The sequence below is a fragment of the Streptococcus constellatus genome (genome assembly GCF_902167705.1).
Taxonomy (GTDB): Bacteria; Bacillota; Bacilli; order Lactobacillales; family Streptococcaceae; genus Streptococcus; species Streptococcus constellatus_A.
In genome coordinates this window covers 15,209-36,180 of record NZ_CABHMZ010000019.1, presented here as the reverse complement: position 1 = coordinate 36,180, position 20,972 = coordinate 15,209, and the positions used below count along the sequence as shown (strand labels likewise).

Here is a 20,972-nt window from a genome sequence, read left to right as displayed (position 1 = left end):
TCTTTAGTTTTTAGCTGCTGAAGCAAATTCTTCTTTAGAAAAGGCATCGTTGATGATATCTTTTAGTTGTTTAGCAGAAGCTTGCATTTTTTGTTTTTCAGCGTCATTCAACGGGATATTTACTGGACGTACGATACCATGTGCGCCAACAATAGCTGGTTGTCCAATGTAGCAATCTGTAACGCCAGGATATTGACCTTCTTGGAATACTGAAAGTGGAAGAACTGAATTTTCGTCATCAAGGATAGCTTTTGTGATACGAGCTAAGGCAACTGCGATACCATAGAAAGTTGCACCTTTTTTATTGATGATTGAGTATGCAGCATCACGGACACCTTCAAACAAGTCAACTAATTCAGCAGCATTGAAGTTTTCTACGTCTTGAAGATAATTTTCAAGGTTGACACCTGCAACGTTGGCATGTGACCAAACAGCGAATTCTGAATCACCATGTTCTCCCATGATGTAAGCATGGACAGAACGAGCATCTACATCTAATTTTTCAGCAAGTGCTTGACGGAAACGTGCTGAGTCAAGAGAAGTACCTGAACCAATGACACGTTCTTTAGGGAATCCAGAGAATTTCCAAGTTGAGTAAGTCAAGATATCAACTGGGTTAGCAGCCACAAGGAAAATACCGTTAAATCCTGACTCAACAATTTTGGTAACAACATCTTTATTGATGCGGAGTTTTTTTTCAACCAATTGAAGACGAGTTTCACCTGGTTTTTGTGGTGCACCAGCAGTCAAAACGACAAGATCTGCATCGTGCGCATCAGCGTACTCTGCTGAATAGATTTTCTTAGGTGAAGTGAAAGCAAGAGCATGGCTAAGGTCTTCAGCATCCCCTTCCGTTTTTTCCTTGAAAATATCAACAATACCAAGTTCTTGAGCGATACCTTGGTTGACAAGAGCAAATGCGTAAGAAGAACCTACAGCACCGTCACCGACAAGGATGACTTTTTTATGTTGTTTAGTAAGAGTCATTTTGCTAAACATCTCCTTTATTTTATTGGGGAACGTTTTCCCTTTACAACTCCATTCTATCACTTTTGTAACATTTTGTCACGAATATAATACATATCATCTTATGTAAACGTTTTTACCATAAAGGGTGTTTACTGAAAAAAATCCCAATTTATGTTATAATGATATGGTCATATAAATTGAAGAGAGGCATTTTTTAATGCAGGATAATAATTTAGTAAATGTGAATTTAACGAGCGAAATGAAGACGAGTTTCATCGATTATGCCATGAGTGTCATTGTTGCTCGTGCTCTTCCAGATGTTCGAGACGGCTTAAAGCCTGTTCATCGTAGAATATTGTATGGGATGAATGAGCTGGGGGTGACTCCTGACAAACCACATAAGAAATCTGCTCGTATCACGGGTGATGTTATGGGTAAGTATCACCCGCACGGAGATTCCTCTATCTATGAAGCTATGGTGCGGATGGCGCAATGGTGGTCTTACCGTCACATGTTAGTAGATGGCCACGGAAACTTTGGTTCTATGGACGGAGACGGGCCTGCAGCGCAACGGTATACAGAAGCTCGTATGAGTAAAATATCGCTTGAAATGTTGCGCGATATTAACAAAAATACAGTTGATTTTGCGGATAACTATGATAGCAGCGAGCGTGAACCATTGGTATTGCCAGCGCGTTTCCCTAATTTATTGGTTAACGGAGCGACTGGTATTGCTGTGGGAATGGCTACCAATATTCCTCCTCATAATCTTGGTGAAACCATTGATGCTGTAAAATTAGTCATGGACAATCCAGATGTGACAACACGTGATCTTATGGAAGTATTGCCTGGTCCAGACTTTCCAACGGGCGCTTTGGTCATGGGAAGATCGGGGATTCATCGGGCTTATGAAACTGGTAAAGGATCCATTGTTTTACGTGCTCGGACAGAAATCGAAGAAACTAAATCTGGTCGCGAACGGATTGTTGTTACCGAATTTCCGTATATGGTCAATAAAACAAAAGTTCATGAACATATTGTGCGGTTAGTCCAAGAAAAGCGTATTGATGGTATTACAGCAGTTCGTGACGAGTCTAATCGCGAAGGTGTTCGCTTTATCATTGAAGTGAAGCGTGATGCAAGTGCGCATGTTATTTTGAATAATTTGTTTAAACTCACGCAAATGCAGGCGAATTTCAGTTTCAATATGCTAGCAATTCAAAATGGAGTTCCTAAAATTCTCTCCCTTCGTGAAATTTTGCTTGCTTATATTGAACACCAAAAAGAAGTAGTGACACGCCGAACGGTTTTTGATAAGGAAAAGGCAGAAGCTCGTGCACATATTTTGGCTGGTTTGTTGATTGCACTTGATCATATTGATGAAGTGATTCGTATCATCCGAAATAGTGAAACGGATGCAGAAGCACAAGCAGAATTGATGGCACGCTATGAATTGTCCGAACGTCAAAGTCAGGCGATTTTGGATATGCGTCTTCGTCGTTTGACAGGATTGGAACGGGATAAAATTCAGTCTGAATATGACGACTTGATGAAATTGATTGCAGATTTGATAGATATCTTGGCAAAACCAGAACGAGTTATTGCAATTATCAAAGAAGAGTTGGAAGAAGTCAAACGTAAATTCTCTGATAAGCGTCGTACTGAACTAATGGTTGGGGAAGTGTTATCTCTTGAAGATGAGGATTTAATTGAAGAGGCTGATGTTTTAATTACGCTTTCCAACAAAGGCTATATCAAACGGCTAAATCAAGATGAATTTACTGCGCAAAGACGTGGTGGTCGTGGTATTCAAGGCACAGGCGTTAAAGATGACGACTTTGTCCGTGAATTAGTTTCTACTAGCACACATGATCGTCTGCTCTTCTTCACCAATAAAGGACGCGTTTATCGTTTGAAAGGCTATGAAATTCCTGAATACGGTCGTACAGCTAAAGGACTGCCGATTGTCAATTTGTTGAGATTGGACGAAGGTGAAACAATTCAGACGATTATCAATGTTCAAGCTGATCATGATGACAATTCATATCTTTTTTTCACCACGCGCCATGGCGTAGTCAAACGGACGAGTGTAACAGAGTTTGCTAATATTCGTCAAAACGGGCTGAAAGCTCTGAATTTAAAAGATGAGGATGAGCTCATCAATGTCTTTTTGACAAATGGTCAAGCCGATATCATTATTGGAACCAAAATGGGCTATGCTGTACGATTTAATGAAAATCAAGTTCGAAATATGGGACGAGCTGCGACCGGTGTGCGTGGAGTGAATTTGCGTACAGATGATTATGTTGTGGGCGCCAGCGTTATTTCGGATAATCAAGAAGTGTTAGTCATCACAGAAAAGGGATATGGCAAGCGCACTTTAGCCAGTGAATACGCTACGAAAGGTCGTGGCGGAAAAGGAATGAAAACGGCTAATATTACTGAGAAAAATGGTCCATTAGCGGGGCTTATGGCTGTGAATGGTGATGAAGATCTAATGATTATCACAAATACAGGGGTTATTATCCGGACAAATGTTGCCAATATTTCTCAAACAGGGCGTGCCACATTGGGTGTTAAAGTGATGCGGCTAGATAAGGGAGCGCAGATTGTCACTTTTACAAGTGTTGAAGCAGAAAATGAAAAAGAAGTGGATGAAGAATAAATTAGATAAAAGGAAATGTTATGTCATCAACAGGAAAAAAGCATAATAAAAGAAAAAATATTCTGATTAACATTGTTGCGACGTTGTTAATTATCGTAGCACTTGCACTTATTTTCAACTCTTCTATTCGTAATATGATTATGGTTTGGCACACAAATAAGTATCAAGTGAGCAATGTTTCAAAAGATAAAATCACTCAAAATAAAAAGGCTAAGACTAGCTTTAATTTTGATAAAGTGAAATCATTGTCAACTGAAGATGTGATTAACGCTCAATGGCAGGCTCAGCAGTTGCCAGTTATTGGTGGAATTGCTATTCCAGAACTTTCAATGAATTTGCCAATTTTTAAAGGCTTGGATAATGTGGGGCTTTATTATGGTGCAGGTACGATGAAAGAAACGCAGCAAATGGGGAAAGGAAATTATACTTTAGCCAGTCACCATGTATTCGGGATTACAGGTGCAAGCAATATGTTGTTTTCTCCATTAGATCGTGCAAAATCTGGAATGAAAATTTACCTAACAGATAAAGAGAAGATTTATACTTATTCCATTACTTCTGTTGAAAATGTCTCACCTGACAGAGTAGATGTGATTAACGATCGTGAAGGGGTAAATGAGGTAACTTTAGTAACTTGTGAAGATGCTGCAGCTACTTCGCGAACGATTGTTAAAGGAACGCTAGAAGGAGAGACTTCTTACAAAGACGCACCAAAAGAAATTTTGAATGCATTTAGTAAAACATATAATCAAATGCAACTATAATACAAACCACCATTTTGCCCATGAATTGCACTCCAAAAGTTAGAGATAAAATCTAACGATTGAGGTGCTTTTTCTATGGAGTTAAATTCTAATGATAAGATTCAGATTTATGAGTTAAAACAAAAAGGTATAAGTTTTAACCAGTTAGCTAACCAATATTGGAGTTAATAGAGCTGTTATTATCTTCTACGACTGATTCATCGTTATGGACCGAATATACTTAATAAGAAGAGTCACACCTATTATTCCCTTGAATTAAAGTAGAAAATGATGGATAAAGTTCTTATTTGATTTAGGGCTCGTTAGCAGGCAAGATACTTACAGGACAATGATGATTACTAAAAGAAAAATGAATGTATCTGGTAAGCCGCTAGCGTGTTAGAGCATAAGATAGGGAGATTTTGTTATAGCTGAGTCTTGTTTCTTATAATTTTTCATTGACGAACTCGATAAAATTTTGCCACCAAATCAAGACAAGATACTCTTCTCTTTGTACTATAAAAAGAAATGAGAAATCTTTTTAGCCATCTCATGAGGCATTTCGTCTGCCTTATTGTTTCATTTAAGGGACGAATAGATGAATAAACATAAAAATCAGTTTATTCTGCATTCTTTGGTTCTTGTTTCGAAAAACAGCAAAAAGCTATAATAACAGCTGCTTTATATAGAAGAAAATTAAAAATGTAAAAATATTTTCAAAAAATATTTATTTTTATAAAAAAATAGAGTATAATAATACAAATAACAAATAAAGGAGATGTGCCAATGAAATCAGTAAAAAGCTTAGCTGCAATGGGAATGACGCTTGCTTCAGTGTTTTTGTTAGCAGCATGTGGAAAGTCTTCCCCGTCAGGAGCCAATACGACATACTCGTACGTTTATTCGTATGATCCTGATACGTTAGACTATACCGTATCAAATCGTGCTGTGACTTCCGATGTCATTGTCAACTTAATCGATGGCTTGCTTGAAAATGACAAATATGGTAATTTTATACCATCTTTGGCGGAAGACTGGACGGTATCTAAGGACGGTTTAACCTATACCTACAAACTGCGTAAGGGAGTCAAATGGTACACTCATGAAGGGGATGAATATGCAGAAGTAAAAGCTCAAGACTTTGTGACAGGTTTGAAACATGCGGCAGATAATCAATCAGCTGCTTTGCCGATTGTACAAACTTCTATCAAAGGCCTAGACGCTTATGTACGAGGAGAAAGTAAGGATTTTTCAACAGTTGGTGTGAAAGCAGTTGATGATTATACAGTGGAATACACTCTCAACCAGCCGGAAAGCTATTGGAACTCCAAGACTACTATGGGAATTCTGTTTCCTATCAATGAGGACTTTTTGAAATCAACAGGGAAAGAGTTCGGGACAGTAAAACCATCAAGCCTTCTTTATAACGGTGCGTACCTTCTTAAGTCTTATACTTCAAAATCTTCTATCGAATACAAGAAAAATGAGAATTACTGGGACAAGGATAATGTAAAGATTACGGATGTAAAACTCACTTTCTATGATGGTTCTGACCAAGAAGCCCTCGTTCGGAACTTCACAGATGGAGCTTATACAACAGCACGTCTCTATCCGAACAGCTCAAGTTATGCTTCTGTTCAAAAACAGTATAAAGACAATATTGTATACTCACCACAAGATGCTACAAGTTTCTATTATGCCTTTAACCACAATCGTAAGGCTTACAACTTTACCTCTAAAACAACCGATGCGCAAAAAGCTGCGACAACTGCAGCAGTACAAAATAAAGATTTCCGTCAGGCCATTAACTTTGCCTTTGACCGAACTTCTTATGGAGCGCAACAAAATGGGGAAGACGGAGCGACGAAGACTTTGAGAAACCTTCTGGTTCCACCAACTTTTGTTCAAGTTGGTGACAAGACCTTTGGTTCAGTTGTAGAATCAGATCTTGTGAGCTACGGAGATGAGTGGAAAGACGTGAAACTAGATGATGCCCAAGACGCTTTCTATAATGCTGACAAAGCCAAAGCGGAGTTTGCTAAAGCAAAAGAAGCCCTTCAAGCGCAAGGTGTAGAATTCCCGATTCACTTAGATCTGCCAGTCAATCAAACAAGCACCCTTCTTGTGCAACAAGCCAATTCATTTAAACAATCAGTTGAGTCAACTTTAGGAAAAGAAAATGTTGTCATTGATGTTCAGCAAATGTCTGATGATAATATGAACAACATTACCTATTTTGCGGCAACAGCTGCCCAAAAAGATTACGATATTACGTTGTCAGGTTGGGCGCCAGATTTCCAAGATCCATCTACTTATCTAGAGATTTTTGATCCAGATTCAGGAGCTATGCTGAGAGATTTTGGTTTAGAACCTGGTGAAAACAAAGAGCTTGCCGAAAAGCTTGGTTTGTATGAGTTCCAAAAATTAAATAAAGCTGCTAGTGAAGAAAAGCAAGATACAGTTGCTCGTTATACCAAATACGCAGCTGCTCAAGCTTGGTTGACAGATAGTTCGTTAGTGATAACGACTCAATCAAACGGTGGAAACCCAGGAGTTCGGAAAACTGTACCATTTAGCAAAGCTTACTCACTTGTTGGGATCAAAGGAGATGCTTATGTCTTCAAGTATATGGAGATTCAAAAAGATATCGTGACCACAAAAGAGTACGAAGTTGCAGAGAAAAAATGGACAGAAGAAAAAGAAAAATCGAATGCAGAAGCGCAAGAAGATTTGAAAAACCATGTGAAATAATGTAAAAAAATTCCATGCTCATTTGAGTGTGGAATTTTTTGTTGAAGTGCAGCAGAGCGTGATTAAATCGCAAACAGATCATTAAGATTTTCAGCTAGAGTTGGATGAGTAAAGATTTGTTTTGTGAAATAAGTATAAGGGATTTTATTGTCCATAGCTACAGTTAGAATGTTAATGATTTCTTGGGCACCTTGTGAAAAAATGGTAGCACCTATGATTTCTTTTGTTTCTGTATTGACAATAGCTTTAAATGCTCCTCTGAGGTTGGCATTCACATGTCCACGTGGCATGGCTGAAACTGGAATTTCTTTGGTAGCATAAGGTAAGTCTTGTTCTTTAGCTTGGGCTTCAGTCAAACCAATTTGCGCTAGTGGAGGAGTGATGAATATAGTAGTCGGTACATTTTTACGTTCTTCAAGTGTGTAAGTACCATCGCCCACTAAGTAACTGAAAACGACACGAAAATCATCTAATGAGATATAGGTAAATTGTGGTCCGCCGTTGACATCCCCAACAGCAAAAATGCCAGGAACATTAGTTTGACAATGTTTATCAACTTGGATAGCACCACGATCTGTTACTTGAATATCTGTATTTTCAAGTTTTAATGGCTCAATATTTGGCTTGCGACCGGTCGCATAAAGCAAAGCATCAAAGTGAAAAGTTTTATTTTTAGTAACGACCATCACCTCGTCACCATCGTTTTTAACTTCTTGAGTAAAGACATTTTGAAGAATTTCAATGCCATCTTCTTGCATGTATTGTTTGGCCATGGCAGCGATAGAAGGCTCTACACGGGGAAGAAAGGTATCAGCGGCATCGAGAATAGTAACCTTGCTTCCTAGTTTATTGAACAGTCCGGCAAATTCAAGACCAATATTTCCACCACCAAGGACGCCAAGACGTTTAGGTAATGTAGCAAGATTTTGGATGCCTGTTGAGTCATAAACATTTTTTGTTGTAGTAAGTCCTGGAATTGGTAGAATGTTAGAGATAGCACCCGTATTGATGACAATATTTTCCGCTGTTAATTCTTGTTTTTCGTCACCTAAGACAATTTCAATGACTTTATTGGATAGAAAATGAGCTTCTGCATCGATAATATCGACTCCAGCACCGCTGATGGCTGCGTAATTTTTTCCATTAAGTCTGCTAGTAACTGCATTTTTCTCAGCCATTACTTCATCAAAAGATAATCCCTTTTCTGCAGCTACCAGCAAAGTTTTGGTCGGGATACAAGCGATATTGATACAAGTTCCACCGTACATAGCTTTACTACGTTCAATTAAAGCAACCTTTTTTCCTTGCGTTGCCATTTTTGCTGCTAATGTTTTTCCAGCTTTACCAAAACCAATGACAATTAAATCGTATATTAACATGATTTTTCCTCTGTTTTTATAAGCATTGTAACACATCCATTTTGAAAATGCCTGTATTTTGCTCTGTAGGATTTGTCTAGCTACTACATGTAGCGGAAAGAAATTTTTAGATTCTGAAAAAATTTTTATTTTCATAAATTAGATTTTATACCTTGAAAAGTCAATAAAATCAATGAGTATAATGGTAACTTATGGGACGTTTAATTTATCTTAAGTAGACATTATAGCATGTTCGATATAAAATGAAAGCGTCAACAAATACTGAGCCTTAAAAATGAAAGCGCTCTTATAATATTATATACAAAGGAGTCCATACTATGGCAACCAAAGAAGAAATTTTACGTGAATTATATCCTGAAGATCTTTTCCATTATGCAGATGGTTTGACATTAGGAGAAGCGGAAGTCTTACAAGAAACTCGTCGTTTGATTGAAAAGCATCTTCGTCCTGTTATCAATGAACATTGGGAAAAACCTGATTTTCCATTTGAACAATTTTACGCAGTTGCCAAAGGTGCTCAAATTATGAACAATCCTAAATTGTTTGAAGGACGTGAAGGCAGTTACAAACCATCAGAACTTTATATTGCTTTCTTGTATTTAGAACTCGCTCGTTTTGATACATCAATGGCTACCTTCTATACCGTTCATGGCGGACTTTGCTATAACACTATTTTACTTGGTGGTGATGAACGCCAACAAAAAGAATTTCTTCCTAAATTGGCGGCATTTGATTTGCAAGGATGTTTTGCTTTGACAGAACCACTTTCTGGTTCAGATATTACAGGCGGTCTTGCAACAACTGCTGAACGCGTTGGAGATAAATGGATTATTAACGGTGAAAAACGTTGGATTGGTGGTTCAGATACAGCAGACGTTGTTCCAGTATTTGCTCGCGACGTTGCAGATGGTAAAATTAAATGCTTTATCGTTCGTAAAGGAGCTCCTGGTTACGATGTAGAAGTCATCCAACATAAAACAGCACTTCGTTGCGTCCGAAATGGTCATATCACTATGACAAATGTTGAAGTTCCAGATTCAGACCGTTTGGTTCATATCAATGGATTTGAAGATGTAGCTCGTATTCTTACATTTACTCGTGCGGATGTTGCTCATATTGCCATGGGTATAACTTGCGGTTCGTTTGTTGCAGCATTGAAATATACTACAAACCGCCAACAATTTAAACGTCCAGTTGCTAAATTCCAAATCATTCAAGAAAAATTGTCTAGAATGCAAGCGAATGCTGTGGCAGCCATTGCTTACTCAGTTCGTCTTGCTGAGATGCAAGAAGCTGGCAATGAATTGATGCTAAATTCTGCCCTTGCTAAGATGCATAATTCACTAGTTATGCGTGAAACTGTTGCGCTTGCTCGTGAAGCATGTGGAGGTGACGGAATTACTCTTGAAACCGATGTTGCACGTTTCTTTGCTGATGCAGAAGCTGTATATACTTATGAAGGTTCTCATGAGATTAACGCTTTGATTGTTGGTCGTGAAATCACTGGATTAGGTGCATTTGTATAATGACGAATCAGGAGCGATTGGAGAGTATGATCATCAATCGTTCCTATTCTTTCATTTTAGTTTTTTTAATGTTAATATTGAATAGGAGAAAAAATTGAATATTTCAAAAGTGATGATTATCGGATCAGGTCAAATGGGAAGCGGTATTGCGCAAGTTTTTGCACAATCAGGCTTTACGGTGTATTTGAACGATATTAAAGAAGAATTCGTTGAAAGAGGAATCGGAAATATTACCAAGCAATTGACACGCTCTGTTGAGAAAGGTCGTCTGTCAGAAGCTGATAAAAATAGTATTTTGAGTAAGTTGATTCCCTCAACCTCATACGAAGATGCAAAAAATGTTCAGTTAGTTATTGAAGCAGCTACTGAAAATCGAGACATCAAGCTGAGTATCTTTAAACAATTAGATGAATTAACAACACCAGAAACAATTTTAGCGTCAAATACATCATCTTTGTCAATTACTGACATTGCTGCAGCAACAGTGCATCAAGAACGAGTTATTGGTATGCATTTCTTTAACCCTGCTCCCGTTATGAAATTGGTCGAAGTGATCAAAGCACTTCAAACATCAGAAGAAGTAGTTAAAACTGTTCGTGAATTGACTGAAAAAATCGGTAAAACAGCAGTTGATGTTAGAGATTCTTATGGTTTTGTCGTTAATCGCGTCTTGATTCCTATGATCAATGAAGCTATTTTCATTCTTGGAGAAGGAGTAGCATCGGCTGAAGAAATTGATGAAGCTATGAAACTCGGAGCCAACCATCCTATTGGACCATTAGCATTAGCTGATTTGATTGGTTTGGATGTTTGCTTAGCTATTATGGGAGTGTTGAATAATGGATTTGGTGATCCGAAATATCGTCCTGCTCCATTGTTGAAAAAAATGGTTGAAGCTAATAAACTTGGACGTAAGACTAAGGAAGGTTTTTTTAAATACTAAGATGAGGAGCAAGAAATGAAAGAAGCAGTTATTGTATCAGCAGTTCGTACACCATTAGGTTCTTTTGGTGGAAGTTTGAAAAATATTTCAGCTGTTGATTTGGGAAGTTTGGTTATCAAAAGTGCGCTGGAACGCGCAAATTTGAAAGCAGAACAAGTTGATGAAGTCATCATGGGGAATGTCTTAGGAGCAGGTCTTGGTCAGAATGTGGCACGCCAAATGAGTGTCAATGCGGGTATTCCAGTCTCTTCCCCAGCGTTTACAGTGAATAAAGTATGTGGTTCAGGGCTTAAAACTGTTCAGTTGGCAGTTCAAGCTATTCTATGCGGAGATGCAGATATTATCGTAGCAGGTGGTGCAGAAAATATGAGTCAAGCACCATACGTACTGCAAAATCAACGTTGGGGTTCTCGTATGGGAGACTCTAAAGTTGTTGATACTATGATTCGTGATGGCTTATCAGATGCTTTTGGTGGTTTCCATATGGGTATTACTGCTGAAAATGTAGCAGAGCAGTATGATATTTCTCGTGAAGTTCAAGATGCCTTTGCAGTTCAATCACAACAACGTGCTGTAGCTGCCATAGAAGCTGGACGTTTCAAAGAAGAAATTGTTCCAGTGGTTATTCCACAAAGAAAAGGCGAACCAGTTATTTTTGATACAGATGAATTTCCAAGAAAAGATGCCTCACTAGAAGGTTTGGCTAAATTACGCCCTGTCTTTAAGGAAGGCGGAACTGTCACAGCGGGTAATGCTTCTGGGATCAATGACGGAGCGGCAGCAGTTGTTGTCATGAGTTCAGAAAAAGCAAAAGAACTGGGCATTCCTGTTTTGGCAACTATAAAATCCTATGCAAGTGCAGGATTAGATCCAAAAATTATGGGTTGTGGACCAATTTATGCTTCTCGTAAAGCGCTTGAAAAAGGCGGTTTTGCGGTTGAAGATCTCGATTTAATTGAATCCAATGAAGCATTTGCAGCTCAAGCATGTGCTGTTGGAAAAGAGTTAAATCTGGACCCAGAAAAAGTCAATGTAAATGGCGGTGCTATTGCGCTTGGACACCCTATCGGAGCATCAGGCTGTCGTATTCTGGTTACTTTATTGCATGAAATGGAAAAACGTGATGCCAAACGTGGCCTTGCAACTCTCTGTATCGGTGGTGGAATGGGCACAGCAGTCATTGTAGAACGTTAAAAATAATTACCTACTAAATTTAATTTACCATTTGATTTTTTACTCTGTAAAACAAATTCTATTTAAGATGTTTCTGATTCTTAATAGAATTTGTTTTTTGTTCCGAGAATCAGAAAGGTCTTAGAATTTTTTATAATTCTATAAGTTCAACTTATAGAATTATAAATTAAGATTAAGTAGACGAGAGTAGAAAAATGAGATATCATAGCATTGTAAGCTCTTACATTTTTGGTTCAAGTATTTGTTGACACTATACTTAATAATTCAAATTTTATAAGTAGGAGCATTAAAATGAGTAAAACTGTTTTACTAGAAGTAAAAAACAGAATCGGCTACATTACTATCAATCGTCCTGAAGCATTAAATGCTTTGAGTTTTCAGGTATTAACTGATTTGAATGATGTTCTTGATCAAGTTGAACAAAGTGAAGAAATTCGTGTTGTGATTATAACAGGGGCAGGAGAAAAAGCATTTGTAGCTGGGGCTGATATTAAAGAAATGGACTTGATGTCGCCAATTCAAGCTTTTGAATATATGACATTTGCAAACAATACTTTTACTCGACTTTCTGACTTACGCCAACCAACAATTGCAGTACTCAATGGGTACGCACTTGGAGGTGGAATGGAGTTAGCGCTTTCGGCAGATATCCGTGTTGGATTTGAAAAAACGGTCGTTGGCTTTCCAGAAGTTGGCTTGGGCATTATTCCGGGATTCGCTGGTACTCAACGTATGTCTCGTTTAATTGGAACAAGCCGTACGAAAGAATTGATTTTCACTGCTCGTACAGTGAAAGGTCAAGAAGCCTATGAACTGGGGATTCTTAACAAGTTGGTTTCTGCAGAAGAACTGTTAACTTCAGCTGAAGAATTGGCGGCTGCAATGATGAAGAATGCACCGTTAGCAGTAGAAAAAGCTAAACATGTTATTCAGGTTGGCTCTGAACTTCCACTTAAAAATGCTATTAGACTCGAAACCGAAGCGGAAGCATTATTATTCTCTACAGAGGACAAAGTAGAAGGGATGCGTGCTTTTGTAGAAAAGCGCAAACCTGTTTTCAATCGTAAGTAAATAAGTGGAGATATTGGTATGCAAATTGTAACATTATCAGAAGCGATTTCTAATATTAAATCCGAAGATATAGTGGGGATATCGGGGTTTCTTGGAGTAGGTGAACCATTTGAACTTATTGAAGAATTGGTTCGACAACATCAACAAAACTTAACAATAGTATCGGTGGTAACCTCACAACCAGGTAAAGAAGTGGGTGTTGGTCGTTTATGTGAAAACCACCAAGTAAAAAAATATATCGCAGCTCATGTGGGAACTTCTGCCGCAGTACAGCATGAATACTTTAGTGGTGATATGGAAGTTGAATTCACACCAATGGGAACTGTGGTAGAACGGCTTCACGCTGCTGGAGCCGGTTTGGGGGCCGTCTTGACTCCTACTGGTGTAGGTACCATTTTGGAAAATGATTATGAAAAAGTATCTCGCAACGGCAGAGAATATCTTGTTTATGATCCTTTGAAAATCGATGTTGCTTTGATTAAAGCTACCAAGTCAGACAAATATGGTAATTTATATATCGATGGAACAACTAAAAATATTTCATTGCAGCTGGCTCTTGCAGCTGATATAGTGATTGTTGAAACAAATGAAATTGTTGAAGTTGGTGAAATTGATCCCAACGATATATACATTCCTGGAATTCTTGTAGACTATGTTGTTAAAAGCTTAACTTCTAAAGAACATCATAAAATGATGGGTGACCTCTGGATGGAGACAAAAAAATTGGCAGGGGTAATGTAATATGAAATCAAAAGAAATTATTGCAAGACGTGTGGCACTTGAATTTAAAGATGGAGATGTCATCAACCTTGGATTTGGTATTCCAAATGCTTCTGCTGATTATATTCCCAAAGGCGTGAATGTTATCCTTCAAGCAGAAAATGGTGCTCTTCGCTTTGGTGAAACACCGACAAAAGAAAACTACAATGCCAATCTGGCAAATTCTGGGGGAGCACCCATCACTCTTTTACCAGGAGCATCTTTATTTGACCTTCAAACTTCGTTTGCCATTATTCGTGGAGGCCACGTTGATGCTACAGTTTTAGGAGCGTTAGAAGTTAGCCAAGATGGTAGTATTGCAAACTGGATTATCCCCGATAAGTTTGCTCCAGGAATGGGAGGAGCTATGGATCTTCTAGTTGGTGCCAAAAGGGTTATCGCGGCCATCCAACATACTACCGTTGACGGCAAATCAAAACTGCTGAAAGAATGCACACTGCCATTATCAGCTAAAGGAGTTTTGGATTTGGTCATTACAGAATTAGCAGTATTTGGCTTTCAAGATGGGAAGTTCCTTTTGAAAGAATTAGCTCCTGATGTCTCTTTGGAAGAAGTTCTTGAAAAGACAGAAGGAGAAGTAATCGTGTCAGATGACTTAAAAACAATGTCTATCTAGTTAAAATATCAAGCAAATATAGCTACTGTTTGCCATAAAGTGTGTTACTATATGCTTATAACTAACTTTATCGATGATAAGTTTTTAATCAAAATATTAGCAACTGTTCATCTGCATTAAAAAGATCAGTTGCTATTTTATTCCTGACAATTATATTACAAAATATTGAAAGATAGGAGATGATTAACATGGATATTATTCAAATGACTTACTTTATTAATATCGTCGAATGCGGATGTAATCTTTCGATTGCTGCTAAAAAAATTCATATTAGTCAATCTGCTTTGAGTCAATTTGTCACAAATTTTGAAACTACTGAAGGACTTCAGCTTTTTAATCGTAGAAATGGAAGACTAGAAAGTCTGACAGAAGCTGGTGGGAAAATTTATCGATTTGCTACCGAAATTGTCAATCGCCATGAAGAAATGCAGTCCATGATTCATATGGAAGCTCAAAAACAAAAAGGAACCATTAGCTTAGGTATTCCTTCTTTGGTTTTACGCGTTTACTTTGCTAGTGCTCTTCCTAAATTTTTAAAGGATAATCCACACATCAATATTCAAGTCGTAGAGGGAGGCAGTAAGGATTTACGCCAAAAATTTGTCGAAGGTGATCTGAATTTTGTTTTATTGATTGAACCAACTAGTTTGGATACCAAAAAATACGAGCAATACATCATACAAGTCGATGAATATGCAGCTTATATGGATAAAAATCATCCTTTAGCAGAGAAAGAATTTCTAGAATGGAAAGATATCGCCGCTTATGATTTAGCAACATTTAATAAATCATTTACCACTTATGAATTGATAACAGAGAAATTAAAAAATAAAAAAATTAAAACGAATTTTACATATTTATCATCGACATGGGACTTTTTAACAGAGTCTACTTATAAAAACGATATGATTGCCATTTTACCTCGTCCAGTAGAATACTTTGTAGATAAAGATAAATTTAAAGTTGTCCGTTTTAAAGATCCTATACCATTTAATATTTGGTTCTGCAGACCTTATAAAACAAATTATAATGAAGTTGAAGCATATGTTTATGAAGAACTTTTAAAAGATTATTATCAGCCTATTTCAGAGCCTTGATACTTAATAAAGGAGAGAATCAATGTCAAAAAATAGCACTACAGCAATGATGCTTGATTCCTATGTCAATACAGCAATCAGAAACTATGTAAGAGAATATGATGAGTCACATTATTTCCCAAGAGAGATATGGGATGATTTAGCGAATGATATAAAGATATTTTCGCCTATTTTATCTGAAAAAAATCACACCTTGAGTTCTGATTTCATCACATTTATCCGAAAAATTGCGAATGAATTTGCTGCTCTTTCAGCTATTTTATTAACCCAAGGTTGCTATGGTATCTATTCTATTTTAAATTTTGGGACAACAGAGCAAAAGGAATTATACCTTGAAAAATTACTGAAAGGCAACTATATAGCAGGTCTGGGATTTTGTGAGTATAAGCACCTAAATGGACTGGAAGATCTTGAAACTTATGCGACAAAAACCGAGCAGGGCTGGTATCTCTCAGGAAAAAAAGCTATGATTTCTAATAGTAGTGTTGCAGATATGTTGTTGATTTTGGCAAAAGTAAAAGAACAAGGTAAGAAGGAGAAGTACGGACTCTTTATTGTTGATCCGAATGATTCAAATGTTCTTATTGGTGAACAAATTGAAAAGCCAGGGTTAATAGGCCTTCCTTTGAGTTCAGTTACTTTAGAAAATGTCTTTCTTCCACAGCATGCTTTGCTGGGAGGTGAATTGCTTGGAGATATCCAATTCGCGAATATAATCAAAAATATGCAACTTGGATTAAGTGCTATTGCGTTAGGGATTGCTGAGGGGGCTTTTAAGAAAGGAATTGAATTTGCAAAAGTGAAAAGAGAATTTGGTAAACGCTTGATTGATGTCGAGGTTCACCAAAATAAGTTTGCTGATTTATATAATAAACTATGCTCGGCAGAAGCTTATTTTGCCTCCTATCCTAGTCAGATAGAAGAAGATGCAAAATTTGTTTCTCGCATAAAATTATACACAACTAAAGTGGCAATTGAAATATCCGATGAAATTATTAGACTTATCGGGCCTTTTCAAAAGTTTGATAAAATCAATATCAGACGTTATTTACAAGACGCTAAAACTATTGAAAATTATGGTCGGTCTGGAAATTCGATTAGACGAGAAATTGCCGAAAGATGGCTAAAGGAGTAATAAATGACAAAACTCACTCTACAAGAGTATCAATTTGGAGACATGAAATTGACTTGGTTACGTGGAGCTGATAAAATGACGGATGCAGGTACCTTGTTTGGTCCTGTGCCAAAAGTTGTTTGGTCACGCTATTATCCAACAACTGAAGAAAATATGATGATTGAGTTAACTGATCCAATATTGATTCAATACAAGAACAAAAATTATTTAATTGATGCAAGTTTTAATACTGCTAAACTTTCTGATAAACAGAGACGAAATCTAGGAATTCTGTCTGAAAGCAGAATTGAGGAAAGTTTAGAAATTTTAGGTCTAACTCCTGAAGATATTTCTTATGTGTTGATGACCCACATGCACCACGATCATTCTGGTGGTTTAACGAAACTAGATGAGAATAATCAATTGGTTTCAACCTTTCCCAACGCTAAGATTTTTGTCAATGACATTGAATGGTACGAAATGATGAATCCAAACAATCGAACGCGAGGAACGTATCTCAGAGAAAATTGGGAACCAATTCAACATCAGGTTGAGACATTTACTGAATATTTAAATGTCATTCCAGAAATTCAACTGGTTCATACGGGCGGTCATAGCAATGGTCATAGCATTATTTTGCTGAAACAGGGAAAGGAAACGATGATCCATATGGCAGATTTGCTCTTAACCCACGCGCATCGTAAGCCTGTGTGGGTTGCTGCTGTAGATGATTATCCCATGCGTTCTATCATTGCAAAAGAAAAATGGCTCAAGGAAGCATTTGAAAATCATTATAAATTTTTCTTTTATCATGATCAATTTTTTGCCGTTGCAGAATTTGACTATGAAGGAAAAGAAATAGTTGATTATGTAAAAAGAATTCGTGAACCAAGACTTCCATTTACCGATAAGCAAGATAGAAAACCTGCTTTATATCATTAAAATTTGAAAATTGCCTTTTATTTTTGAAAGGCTTTTTTATTGCTCTACTTATCAATGCGGATTATTTAAAATTCTGATATAATGAAGATGTTAGATTACTGTAAGAAAGAGGTTTTCATGGCAACAATTCAATGGTTTCCAGGACACATGTCAAAGGCTCGGAGACAAGTACAAGAAAATATCAAATTTGTGGATTTTGTGACAATTTTAGTAGATGCGCGTTTGCCATTATCCAGTCAAAATCCCATGCTAACTAAAATCGTGGGCGATAAGCCTAAGCTCCTTATTTTAAATAAGGCAGATTTAGCTGATGCTGATTTGACGAAAGAGTGGCGAAGATATTTTGAAAGTCAAGGCATCAAGACATTGGCAATCAATTCAAAAGAACAATCAACTGTAAAAAAAGTCACAGAAGCAGCTAAGTCTTTGATGAAAGAGAAAATCGCTCGGCAAAAAGAGCGCGGCATTCAAATTGAAACATTGCGAACGATGATTATTGGTATTCCTAATGCCGGAAAATCCACCCTGATGAACCGTTTAGCTGGTAAAAAAATCGCTGTGACTGGAAATAAACCAGGTGTTACCAAAGGACAGCAGTGGCTCAAGTCGAATAAGGACTTGGAAATTTTAGATACTCCAGGGATTCTCTGGCCTAAGTTTGAAGATGAAAAAGTTGCTTTGAAACTCGCTTTAACAGGAGCGATTAAAGACGATTTACTTCCAATGGATGAGGTTACTATTTTTGGGATCAATTATTTCAAAGAACATTATCCAAAGGAACTTCAAGAACGGTTCACGCAAATGGACTTGGAAGAAGACGCACCGGAAATCATTATGGATATGACACAAAAATTAGGATTTCGAGATGATTATGACCGCTTTTATCGTCTTTTCATAAAAGATATTCGCGATGGTAAATTAGGGCGTTATACCTTGGATACTTTAGGTGATATAAATGACAACGATTAAAGAAGTGCAAAAGCTATTATCTGAAATAACAGACATAGATAGTCCCGTTTTTGAGCAATTTCGAGATGATAGTCGGGCTGGTGTCCACAAGATCATTATGAAGCGTAAAAAACAAATCCAAGCTGAATTGGACGAAGACCATCGTTTGGAGCAAATGTTGCGCTATGAAAAGGAACTTTATGCTACTGGTTGTCAATACATTGCTGGTATTGATGAGGTTGGGCGTGGTCCGTTAGCGGGACCTGTTGTGGCAGCGGCCGTTATTTTACCTCAAAATTGTAAAATCAAAGGTCTCAATGACAGCAAGAAAATACCCAAGAAAAAACATGAAGAAATCTATCAAGAAGTGCTAAAACAAGCCGTTGCAGTTGGTATTGGTGTTAAGGATAATCAAGTGATTGATAAGGTGAATATCTATGAAGCGACGAAATTAGCCATGTTAGAAGCAGTGGGAAATCTTGAAATCTCTCCGCAACATCTCTTGATTGATGCTATGCAGCTAGATGTTTCAATACCACAACTGTCTATCATCAAAGGAGATGCCAATTCGCTCTCTATTGCGGCCGCTTCGATTGTGGCAAAAGTAACGAGAGATCGCATGATGACAGATTATGAGCTGACTTATCCAGGTTATGATTTTGCACACAATGTTGGTTATGGGACCCAGCATCATTTAGAGGGCTTAAAGAAAAAAGGAATTACTCCTATTCACCGAAAAACCTTTGAACCCATTAAATCTATGATTGAAAAGACAGAGAGCTAAATATGATTATTAGTAAAGTTTTAAACAATAATGTAGTCATTTCTGAAGAAAATCACCAAGAAGTTGTGTTAATGGGACGTGGGCTAGCATTTGGTCGTAAAGCAGGAGATGACATTCGGGACAGTCTGATTGAGAAAAATATGTTTTATCAGAAAACAAACGTGAATTGTTGTTAGAATTGCCTGCTGACATCATTGAAATGGCCGATAAGATTATTACTTATGCACATGCAAAAATAAATAAGAAATTGCAAGATAGTGCCTTTTTAGTAATGGCTGATCATATGTATGGTGTTGTTCTGCGGACAAAAGATCAATTTTTCATGAAAAATTTTCTGATGTGGGACATTAAGCGATTTTTCCCTGACGAATTTGAAGTGGGGAAGTATGCTAATCAATTGTTAAGTGATTATTTAGGACAAGACTTACCTTTGGATGAAGCCGGCTTTATGGCTCTTACCATTGTCAATGCTGAATTAGATAGCGGCAATGTGGCTGCTCAAGATTTGACACAGCTAATGGAAGAAATCATGACGATTGTCAAATATAGCTTAGAAATTTCATTAGATGACGATGATATTTATGTCCAACGATTTATTACGCATCTGAAATTTTTCTGCGAACGTGTTTTAACAGACGTCGGATATCAAGAGTTAGACGACAATGACATGTTTGATTTGCTGAAAATCAAGTATCCGTCAGCTTATGAGACCACTGTTAAGATCACACAATATCTCAAGCAGACACGAAATTATCAGACGTCTGATGATGAACAAATGTATCTAACCATTCACTTATCAAGAATGAAAAGGAAAGTCAATGAAAACTGAATATGAAAAAATGATTGCGGGAGAATTATACAATCCGCAAGATTCAGGATTACGGAAACTTATAGCTCGTTCTCGTCGATTTCAATACGCCTTTAACGCAGAACAAGACAGTAAAAAAAGAAGTGAACTAGTCAAAGAATGGTTTGGATCAACTGGTGAGAACATTTCGATTAAACCAAACTTTGTCTGCGATTATGGTATCAACATTCACTTAGGAGAAAATTTCTATTCTAATTGGAACATGACCATGCTTGATGTCTGCCCGATTAAAATTGGAAAAAATGCATTGTTCGGACCGAATTGTCAACTCCTGACTCCTCTCCACCCTTTAGACGCCCAAGAGCGCATATCAGGTGTAGAGTACGGTGCGCCGATAACTATTGGGGATAATTTCTGGGCAGGTGGTGGTGTAACGATTTTGCCTGGGGTAACATTGGGAGATAATGTCGTAGTAGGCGCAGGTTCGGTTGTCACCAAATCTTATGGTGATAATGTCGTTGTAGCAGGGAATCCAGCTCGGATTATTAAAGAATTAGATAAAATGTAAAAAGCGAGAAATTCTCATTTTTTAATTTCTTTTGCGAATAATATATTTGAAATGCAATTAAAAAAGTAAAAGGA

The 20,972-nt window shown here is 37.4% G+C and carries 17 protein-coding genes and 1 pseudogene; 16 read left to right on the top strand and 2 right to left on the bottom strand.

What is annotated here, in order from left to right; all coding sequences use genetic code 11:
* Nucleotides 1-3 precede the first annotated feature (3 nt).
* The gene (locus FQ204_RS05570; protein ID WP_144209650.1) at nucleotides 4-987 is read right to left on the bottom strand and encodes an L-lactate dehydrogenase; all 984 of its coding nucleotides are present in this window, start codon (nucleotides 985-987) and stop codon (nucleotides 4-6) included.
* A 199-nt stretch (nucleotides 988-1,186) separates the two neighbouring features.
* On the opposite strand from FQ204_RS05570, the gene gyrA reads away from it, so the two are divergent.
* The 3 genes from gyrA (at nucleotide 1,187) to FQ204_RS05555 (ending at nucleotide 7,128) form a co-directional block, all read left to right on the top strand.
* Nucleotides 1,187-3,634 (top strand): DNA gyrase subunit A, encoded by a 2,448-nt coding sequence (gyrA, locus tag FQ204_RS05565; RefSeq protein WP_222103232.1) that lies wholly within the window; start codon nucleotides 1,187-1,189, stop codon nucleotides 3,632-3,634.
* A gap of 20 nt (nucleotides 3,635-3,654) precedes the next feature.
* Nucleotides 3,655-4,398 (top strand): class A sortase, encoded by a 744-nt coding sequence (locus FQ204_RS05560; RefSeq protein ID WP_144209644.1) that lies wholly within the window; start codon nucleotides 3,655-3,657, stop codon nucleotides 4,396-4,398.
* A gap of 765 nt (nucleotides 4,399-5,163) precedes the next feature.
* Nucleotides 5,164-7,128 (top strand): peptide ABC transporter substrate-binding protein, encoded by a 1,965-nt coding sequence (locus tag FQ204_RS05555; protein ID WP_144209640.1) that lies wholly within the window; start codon nucleotides 5,164-5,166, stop codon nucleotides 7,126-7,128.
* A 62-nt stretch (nucleotides 7,129-7,190) separates the two neighbouring features.
* Here the strand turns inward: FQ204_RS05555 and FQ204_RS05550 are convergent, their stop codons facing one another.
* Nucleotides 7,191-8,507: an FAD-containing oxidoreductase gene (locus FQ204_RS05550; protein ID WP_144209637.1), complete on the bottom strand. Its 1,317-nt coding sequence runs from the start codon at nucleotides 8,505-8,507 to the stop codon at nucleotides 7,191-7,193.
* A gap of 317 nt (nucleotides 8,508-8,824) precedes the next feature.
* Here FQ204_RS05550 and FQ204_RS05545 point away from each other — a divergent pair, with 317 nt between their 5' ends.
* From FQ204_RS05545 to FQ204_RS05485, 13 genes and pseudogenes are all read left to right on the top strand, one after another.
* A complete protein-coding gene (locus tag FQ204_RS05545; RefSeq protein ID WP_144209634.1) occupies nucleotides 8,825-10,033 on the top strand; it encodes an acyl-CoA dehydrogenase family protein in 1,209 nt (402 codons plus the stop codon).
* 94 nt (nucleotides 10,034-10,127) lie between these two features.
* Nucleotides 10,128-10,976: a 3-hydroxybutyryl-CoA dehydrogenase gene (locus tag FQ204_RS05540; RefSeq protein ID WP_144209631.1), complete on the top strand. Its 849-nt coding sequence runs from the start codon at nucleotides 10,128-10,130 to the stop codon at nucleotides 10,974-10,976.
* Between the two features lie 15 nt (nucleotides 10,977-10,991).
* Nucleotides 10,992-12,170 (top strand): acetyl-CoA C-acetyltransferase, encoded by a 1,179-nt coding sequence (locus FQ204_RS05535; RefSeq protein ID WP_144209628.1) that lies wholly within the window; start codon nucleotides 10,992-10,994, stop codon nucleotides 12,168-12,170.
* Between the two features lie 291 nt (nucleotides 12,171-12,461).
* Nucleotides 12,462-13,241, top strand: coding sequence for an enoyl-CoA hydratase/isomerase family protein (locus FQ204_RS05530; RefSeq protein WP_144209625.1), 780 nt, complete (start codon nucleotides 12,462-12,464; stop codon nucleotides 13,239-13,241).
* Between the two features lie 18 nt (nucleotides 13,242-13,259).
* On the top strand, nucleotides 13,260-13,982 hold the full coding sequence (locus FQ204_RS05525; RefSeq protein ID WP_144209622.1) for a CoA transferase subunit A: 723 nt from the start codon (nucleotides 13,260-13,262) through the stop codon (nucleotides 13,980-13,982).
* A gap of 1 nt (nucleotide 13,983) precedes the next feature.
* Nucleotides 13,984-14,637: a 3-oxoacid CoA-transferase subunit B gene (locus tag FQ204_RS05520; protein ID WP_144209619.1), complete on the top strand. Its 654-nt coding sequence runs from the start codon at nucleotides 13,984-13,986 to the stop codon at nucleotides 14,635-14,637.
* Nucleotides 14,638-14,825: 188 nt separating this feature from the next.
* The gene (locus FQ204_RS05515; RefSeq protein ID WP_144209616.1) at nucleotides 14,826-15,734 is read left to right on the top strand and encodes a LysR family transcriptional regulator; all 909 of its coding nucleotides are present in this window, start codon (nucleotides 14,826-14,828) and stop codon (nucleotides 15,732-15,734) included.
* Nucleotides 15,735-15,756: 22 nt separating this feature from the next.
* Nucleotides 15,757-16,869: an acyl-CoA dehydrogenase family protein gene (locus FQ204_RS05510; RefSeq protein ID WP_144209614.1), complete on the top strand. Its 1,113-nt coding sequence runs from the start codon at nucleotides 15,757-15,759 to the stop codon at nucleotides 16,867-16,869.
* Nucleotides 16,870-16,872: 3 nt separating this feature from the next.
* Nucleotides 16,873-17,790 (top strand): MBL fold metallo-hydrolase, encoded by a 918-nt coding sequence (locus FQ204_RS05505; RefSeq protein ID WP_144209611.1) that lies wholly within the window; start codon nucleotides 16,873-16,875, stop codon nucleotides 17,788-17,790.
* A 117-nt stretch (nucleotides 17,791-17,907) separates the two neighbouring features.
* Nucleotides 17,908-18,759 (top strand): ribosome biogenesis GTPase YlqF, encoded by an 852-nt coding sequence (ylqF, locus tag FQ204_RS05500; RefSeq protein ID WP_144209608.1) that lies wholly within the window; start codon nucleotides 17,908-17,910, stop codon nucleotides 18,757-18,759.
* Nucleotides 18,746-19,522, top strand: a complete 777-nt coding sequence (locus FQ204_RS05495) for a ribonuclease HII (protein WP_144209605.1) — start codon at nucleotides 18,746-18,748, stop codon at nucleotides 19,520-19,522. Before ylqF ends, FQ204_RS05495 begins: the two co-directional genes overlap by 14 nt.
* 2 nt (nucleotides 19,523-19,524) lie before the next feature.
* A pseudogene (locus tag FQ204_RS05490) lies at nucleotides 19,525-20,351 on the top strand (PRD domain-containing protein).
* Nucleotides 20,341-20,898 carry a sugar O-acetyltransferase gene (locus FQ204_RS05485; protein WP_144209603.1) on the top strand — a complete coding sequence of 186 codons (558 nt, stop codon included), beginning with the start codon at nucleotides 20,341-20,343 and terminating at the stop codon, nucleotides 20,896-20,898. The pseudogene FQ204_RS05490 and the gene FQ204_RS05485 overlap by 11 nt, the downstream one beginning before the upstream one ends.
* Nucleotides 20,899-20,972: the final 74 nt, after the last annotated feature.